General features: G+C 67.3%; 7 protein-coding genes. All 7 read right to left on the bottom strand.

All coding sequences use genetic code 11. The features are described 5' to 3' along the window. On the bottom strand, window positions 1-1,837 hold a 1,837-nt coding region (locus tag VNJ47_01320; GenBank protein ID HXG27473.1), incomplete at its 3' end, for a CHASE2 domain-containing protein. Between the two features lie 122 nt (window positions 1,838-1,959). Next, the gene (locus VNJ47_01315; protein HXG27472.1) at window positions 1,960-2,280 is read right to left on the bottom strand and encodes a non-heme iron oxygenase ferredoxin subunit; all 321 of its coding nucleotides are present in this window, start codon (window positions 2,278-2,280) and stop codon (window positions 1,960-1,962) included. After that, window positions 2,280-2,624: an SUF system Fe-S cluster assembly protein gene (locus VNJ47_01310; protein HXG27471.1), complete on the bottom strand. Its 345-nt coding sequence runs from the start codon at window positions 2,622-2,624 to the stop codon at window positions 2,280-2,282. The genes VNJ47_01315 and VNJ47_01310 overlap by 1 nt, the downstream gene beginning before the upstream one ends. Beyond that, window positions 2,621-3,067, bottom strand: a complete 447-nt coding sequence (locus VNJ47_01305; GenBank protein HXG27470.1) for an SUF system NifU family Fe-S cluster assembly protein — start codon at window positions 3,065-3,067, stop codon at window positions 2,621-2,623. Before VNJ47_01305 ends, VNJ47_01310 begins: the two co-directional genes overlap by 4 nt. Before the next feature lies 1 nt (window position 3,068). Next, a complete protein-coding gene (locus VNJ47_01300; GenBank protein ID HXG27469.1) occupies window positions 3,069-4,271 on the bottom strand; it encodes a cysteine desulfurase in 1,203 nt (400 codons plus the stop codon). 44 nt (window positions 4,272-4,315) lie between these two features. Then, window positions 4,316-5,632 (bottom strand): Fe-S cluster assembly protein SufD, encoded by a 1,317-nt coding sequence (gene sufD / locus VNJ47_01295; GenBank protein HXG27468.1) that lies wholly within the window; start codon window positions 5,630-5,632, stop codon window positions 4,316-4,318. Further along, window positions 5,629-6,405: a Fe-S cluster assembly ATPase SufC gene (sufC, locus tag VNJ47_01290; GenBank protein ID HXG27467.1), complete on the bottom strand. Its 777-nt coding sequence runs from the start codon at window positions 6,403-6,405 to the stop codon at window positions 5,629-5,631. Before sufC ends, sufD begins: the two co-directional genes overlap by 4 nt. Between the last annotated feature and the right edge of the window lie 109 nt (window positions 6,406-6,514).

The following is a 6,514-nucleotide window of genomic DNA, read 5'->3' as shown; positions in this document are numbered from 1 at the left end:
TGGGTTTCTCCACGCCGCTACCCTCCATGACCAGGGTGCCCCCGGGCCCCGTCCCGCCGCCCCCACCGCCCAGGATCACGGTTTCCGACAGCTGCCGGGCGCGTTTGAGCTTGTCGCCGACGTCCTTGAACTTCGGGTCATGGCGGGCGATGGTCTGGTACACGCTCTCGGCCTTGTTGAACTGGCGCTTGCGCTCGAAATCGAGCGCCAGGTTGTACATCAGGCCCAGCAGGTGCTCATCCACGGGTTGGACGCGCTGGAATTTCTCGAAGGCCATGTCGAGCTGGCCCTGGCCCTGGAAGGCAAGCCCGAGGGTCTTGTTGCTCTCGGCGCTTTCGGCTTCGCTCTTGAGCTTGAGCCGCTCGGTGACGCGCAACTGCTTGACGGTCATGAACACGTGCCCGGTGACCAGGAATGCGGCCGGGATCGTGAGCTTGAGCCACAGCGCGCTGCCGGTCATGAGGACGAACTGGGTGGCGAGCAGGGCGGCCAGCAGCGCAAGACTGATGCCGGCAGCCAGTCCGGCGCCGAGCCGTGGCAGCATCAGGATGAGATACAGCGCCAGCAGGAGCAGCAGCGTGCTTTCCAGCAGCGGCGCCCACTGTGGCCGTGTGAAGAAATCCTCTTGCAGGATGCTGGACACGGCATGCGCCAGCGCCAGCACCGGCGGCATGCTCTCGGCCACCGGCGTGGGGAAGTTGTCGCCGACACCGCTGGCCGAGGCGCCGATCAGCACCAGCTTGTCGCGGAACTTGTCGGCCGGCACACGGCCGCTCAACACGGCATGGAAGGAATCGACGCTGAACGGCGGACGGCCGTTGCGCTCACTGTAGTAGAAGCTGTACATGCGCAGGTCGGGCGTGGTGCCGATACGCAGATTGCCCAAGCTGATACCTTCGCCCAGGCGTAGCTGGATGTCGTCTACGCCGAGGTTGAGCACGCGGGCCGCCAGCAACAGCGAGAACGAGGGCAGATAGACGCCGAAATGCTCCAGTACCAGCGGCTCGAAGCGCTGCGCACCATCCACGTCCAGCGTGCTGCTCAGATGGCCGATACCGCTGGCAGCCTCGCCCACCGGCGGGATCGGCGGCAGGGCGGCCTGGGTCGGGATCGGACTGCCGGCCTCGGGGTTGCCATGGACCTGGGTGATGGCATTGCGCAGCACGTAGTCCGGCAGCGGTGCGTCGGGGCGGCCTTGCGGCTGGCCCAGCACGAAGGTCATGGCCTGCACGACGTTGCCCGCCGCGCGCATGCTCGCGGCCAGTTTCTGGTCGGTATCGAGGGCATCGCGCGCGGCCAGGAGTTTTCCGACCAGCATTGCCGCATCGCCTTGCGGTACGGTGGCGGCCGTGTCCGGTACGGGCAAGGCCTGCGCATCCGCCGCGGGGGCTGCGGTTTCGACCGCAGGAGGGGGCTCGGATGCCTGTGCAGTTGCAGGACCAGCGGACGGGCGCGGCAACAGGACCGACAGGCTCGAGCCTTCGACGAACTGCAGCAACTGGTTGATCTGCACCAGGCCCGGATCGACCTGCGGCTCGGAGTACAGGATCGTGTTGCCGATCACTTTGGCGCCGCCGGCCCGCAGCTGCTCGATCATGCGTGCATGGACGTCACGCGGCCAGGGCCAGCGGCCGATGTTCTGGATGCTTTCGTCGTCGATCGCCACGATGGCAACACGGTCGCTGGGCACACGCTCGGCGCTGCGCACGCCGACGTCGTAGGCATAACGCTCCAGTCCCTGAAAGGCATCCGGATACAGGACGAAACTGACTAGCAGGAAAACCAGGGTGAAGACCAGGCCTGCGAAGCCGTCGGTGGTCCAGAAGCCCTTCTTCATGCGTTATTGGCTCCCCTGCGTACGCGGCGATCGGGCGGGCGTGTTTTCTCTCGCTAACACTACCCCGAGCGGCGGGGTCTGTATAGAACCCACCTCATGATCCCGCGCGGCCGCGACCGTGGTCAGTCCCAGCGGTCGTCGCGTACGCTGACGATGCCGCCTACCACCTGCACGGGAAAACAGTGCAGCGGCTCGTAGGCGGGCGGTGCGAGCACGGCGCCGGTCCGGATGCAGAAGCGGGCGCCGTGACGCGGGCAGATCACCTGCCCGTTTTCGACCTGCCCGCTGGCCAGCTCGCCGCCATCGTGGGTACAGACGTCCTCGATGGCGTAGAACCGCCCGTCGAGGTTATAGACCGCCACCTTGGCATCGTCCACCTCGACCACGCGGCAACTGCCGGGCGGAAGTTCCGTGGCCGGGGCCACCGTCACCCAGTCCGACATCAGATCAGCCCCAGCTGGATCTGGGCCACCTCAGACATCATTTCGCGCGTCCAGGGCGGATCCCAGGTCAGCTCCACCTTGGCGCGCCTGACGCCATCCACGGCCATCACCGTAGCCTCGACCATGCCGGGGAAGGTCTGTGCCACCGGGCAGCCGGGTGCGGTCAGCGTCATGCGGATTTCGACATCGCCCTGCGCGCTGATGTCCAGCCCGTAGATCAGGCCGAGGTCGTAGATGTTCACCGGAATCTCGGGGTCGTAGATGCCGCGTAGCGTCTCGATGATGCGCGCGCGCAGCGCCTCGACATCGACCGAGGTTGCGGTGGCTGCGGCAGTCTCGCTCATTCCGTGCTCACCGGCTGGGTCTCGCGGTGCAGGGCGGCCTGCAGCGTGTGCCAGGCGAGCGTGGCGCATTTCACCCGCGTGGGGAATTCCTTGACGCCGGACAGCACGGTGAGCTTGCCGAGTTTATCCTCGCCGGCCGCACCGTCGCCCGTCATCAGGCTGTGGAACTGGCGGAACACGGCCTCGGCCTCGGCCGGGGTCTTACCCTTGAGGTGCTCGGTCATCAGCGAGGCCGAGGCGGTGGAGATGGCGCAGCCGCTGCCCTGGAAGCCGGCGTCACGGATCACGCCGTCCACCACGTTGAGATAGAGCGTCAGCCGGTCGCCGCACAGCGGGTTGAAGCCCTCGGCCTGGTGTGTCACCGGCGTGAGCGCGCGAAAGTTGCGCGGCCGCCGGCCGTGGTCGATCACGACTTCTTGGTACAGCTCGCGCAGGTCGGACATGTCAGTTGGCGAACAGCTGGTTGACGCGGTGCAGAGCGTGCACGAGCGCGTCCACATCGGCACGGGTGTTGTACAGGGCGAAGGAGGCACGCGCGGTGGCCGGTACGCCGAAGCGCTCCATGACCGGCATGGCGCAGTGGTGGCCGGTGCGGATGGCGACGCCCTCGGCATCGACGATGGTGCCGATGTCGTGCGGGTGCACGCCGTCCATGACGAAGGACAGGATGCCGGCCTTCTCGTTCGCAGTCCCGATGAGCCGCAGGCCCTTGACCGTGCGCACGGCATCGGTGGCATAGTCCAGCAACGCGTGTTCGTGCGCCGCAATGCCGGGCAGGCCGACGGACTCGAGATAGTCGAGCGCCGCGCCAAGGCCGACGGCGCCGGCGATATGCGGCGTGCCGGCCTCGAACTTGTAGGGCAGGGCGTTCCAAGTGCTCCTTTCGAAGCTCACAGTCAGGATCATGTCGCCACCACCCTGGTAGGGCGGCATGTCCTCCAGCAGTCTGCGCTTCGCGTACAGCACGCCCAGCCCGGTGGGGCCGAAGATCTTGTGGCTGGAGAAGGCGTAGAAATCGGCGTCCAGCGCGCGCACATCCACCGGCAGGTGCGCCACCGCCTGCGCGCCATCCACCAGCACCGGCACATCCTGCGCATGCGCGGCCTTGATCATGCGCGCGACCGGATTGACCGTGCCCAGCGCATTGGAGACCTGCACCACGCCGAGCAGGCGTGTGCGGCGGTTCAGCAGGCGCTCGAACTCGGCATAGACCAGCTCGCCGTCATCCGTGATCGGCACCACCTTGAGTACGGCGCCGGTCTGCTCGCAGAGCAGCTGCCAGGGCACGATGTTGGAATGATGCTCCATGCCGGTGATGAGGATCTCGTCGCCCGGCGTGAGCCGCGGGCGCAGGAAGCTCTGCGCCACCAGGTTGATGCTCTCGGTGGTGCCGCGCGTGAAGACGATCTCCTCGCGCTGCGCGGCGTTCAGGAAGGCGCGTACCCGCTCGCGGGCGCTCTCGTAGGCGGCCGTGGCGCGCTCGGACAGCGCGTGTACGCCGCGGTGCACATTGGAGTTGTCGCGCTCGTAGTAGTGAACCAGCGCTTCGATGACGCTGCGCGGCTTCTGCGTGGTGGCGGCGTTGTCCAGATAGACCAGCGGCCGGCCGTGCACGTTCTGCTGCAGCGCCGGGAAATCGGCGCGCAGGCGCTCGGCATCGAAGCGGCCTGCAGCGGTGGCGGGCGCGGGCCTCACAGCAACTCCCGCAGCTGCGGGCCGTTGGGCAGCTTGGCCATGAACTGCGCCTCGATGTGCCGGCGCAGGGCCTCGATGCCGACGCGGCGGATGACCTCGTCGGCGAAGCTGTAGGTCAGGATGTTGCGCGCGCTGGTCTGGTCCACGCCACGGCTCTGCAGATAGAACACGGCGGTCTCGTCGAGCTGGCCGACGGTGGCGCCATGCGCGCATTTGACGTCGTCGGCGTAGATCTCCAGCTCCGGCTTGGCGTCCACCTCCGCGTTCTTCGCCAGCAGCAGCGCGGCGCTGGACTGCTCGGAGTCGGTTTTCTGCGCATTCGGGTGCACGACGATCTTGCCGTTGAACACGCCACGGCCGTGCGCGTCGATCACGCCCTTGTAGGTTTCGCGGCTGCGGCCGGCCGGCTGCAGGTGGTCGATGCGGGTGTGGTTGTCGATGTGCTGCCGCGCGCCGGGCGCATAAACACCGTCCATCTGGATGCTGGCACCGGGTCCTTGCAGCCGCCCGTGGGTGTCGTTGCGCACCAGCCGGCCGCCGAGATCGATGCCGTGCAGCCGCGCCTCGCTGCCACGGGCCAGGTCCAGGTAAAAGCCGCCGAAGTGATAGCTGCCCGGGGCTTCCTGCTGCAGTTTGCTGCGCACCAGGCGCGCATCGGGTCCGGCCTGCACTTCGGTGACCGCCGTGGTCAGGGTTTGCGCGCCAGCCAGGCCGACGTAATGCTCGATCACGGTGGCCGCGCTATTGCGGCCCAGCTGCAGCAGGTTGCGCGCGTGCACCATGCCGTCCCCCAGCCCGATGAACAGCACGTGGACGGGCCGCTCCAGCGCAACGCCGTCGGCCAGCTGCAACCACAGCCCGTCACTGACGAAGGCCGTGTTGAGGTCGGTCAGCGCCGTACGGCTGCCGTTGACGGTGGCGCCCAGCTGCACGCGCAGTGCCTCGTCCGGCGCCGCCAGCCGCACCGCCAGCGGGCCCAGCTGCGCGCCGGCCGGCAGCGGTCCGATCTCGGAGAGCTGGGGCGCGTAATGGCCGTTGACGAACACCAGCCGGTGCGCGTCCAGTCCGGCCGGGCGGAGCGCCTGGATCGCGGCCGCATCCACCGGTTGCGATACGGCGGCTTGCGGGCGCAGTTTCTGCAGCGCACGCAGGTCGGTGTACTTCCAGTCTTCCTGGCTCGTGGCCGGGAAGCCCGCTTCGACGAAGCGCTGCAGGGCGGTAGCACGCAGCTCGCGCAGCCAGCCGTCGCCCGGCAGCTGTGCGGCCAGGCGCGCGTGCTCGCCGAGATAGTGGTCGTACACCGGTGTGGTCATGGCACAGCAATCTGCTCCGCGGATCTGCGGCTGGCGCCTTCCAACCAGCCATAACCCTTCTGCTCCAGCTCCAGGGCCAGCTCGCGGCCGCCCGAGCGGACGATGCGACCGTTGGCCAGCACGTGCACCTGGTCCGGCACGACGTGGTCGAGCAGCCGCTGGTAATGCGTCACCAGCACGATGGCGCGCTCCGGTCCGCGCAGGGCATTGATGCCGTCGGCGACGATCTTGAGCGCGTCGATGTCCAGGCCGGAGTCGGTTTCGTCCAGCACCGCCAGCCTGGGCTCCAGCACCAGCATCTGCAGGATCTCGTTGCGCTTCTTTTCGCCGCCCGAGAAGTCCTCGTTGACGCCGCGATAAAGCATGCCGTCGTCCATGCGCATCAGCCTGACCTTCTCCTTGACCAGGGTCAGGAAGTCGAGCGCGTCGATTTCCGGCTGGCCGCGGTACTTGCGGCGCGCGTTGAGGGCGGCCTTGAGCAGGTACAGGTTGCTGACGCCCGGGATCTCGACCGGGTACTGGAAACCGAGGAACAGGCCCTCGCAGGCGCGCGCCTCCGGTGCCAGCTCCAGCAGGTTGCGGCCGTCGTAGGTGACGCTGCCCTCGGTGACCTCGATGTCCTCGTGGCCGGCCAGGACCTTGGACAGCGTGCTCTTGCCCGAGCCATTGGGGCCCATGATGGCGTGCACCTCGCCGGCCTTCACCTCGAGGCTGATGCCGTTGAGGATCTCGCGCTCGGCAACCCTGGCGTGCAGATTCTGGATGCTCAGCATTTCGGTCTCGCGTATATAAGAATTCAAAGTCCGCGAATGAACGCCAATGAACGCGAATGAGAGGATTCTTTTCTGAAGTAGGGCATTCTTGACTTTACTGGCATTGATT

Source organism: Nevskiales bacterium (assembly GCA_035574475.1).
In the GTDB taxonomy this organism is placed as follows: domain Bacteria; phylum Pseudomonadota; class Gammaproteobacteria; order Nevskiales; family DATLYR01; genus DATLYR01.
Note: the sequence above shows the minus strand (reverse complement) of the source record. Positions and strands in the feature narration are given on the sequence as shown.

Bases quoted from the DNA above. Each gene is read 5' to 3' on its own strand.
- VNJ47_01315 (HXG27472.1), bottom strand. From the start codon at position 2,280: ATGTCGGACTGGGTGACGGTGGCCCCGGCCACGGAACTTCCGCCCGGC.
- VNJ47_01310 (HXG27471.1), bottom strand. From the start codon at position 2,624: ATGAGCGAGACTGCCGCAGCCACCGCAACCTCGGTCGATGTCGAGGCG.
- sufC (HXG27467.1), bottom strand. From the start codon at position 6,405: ATGCTGAGCATCCAGAATCTGCACGCCAGGGTTGCCGAGCGCGAGATC.
- sufD (HXG27468.1), bottom strand. From the start codon at position 5,632: ATGACCACACCGGTGTACGACCACTATCTCGGCGAGCACGCGCGCCTG.
- VNJ47_01305 (HXG27470.1), bottom strand. From the start codon at position 3,067: ATGTCCGACCTGCGCGAGCTGTACCAAGAAGTCGTGATCGACCACGGC.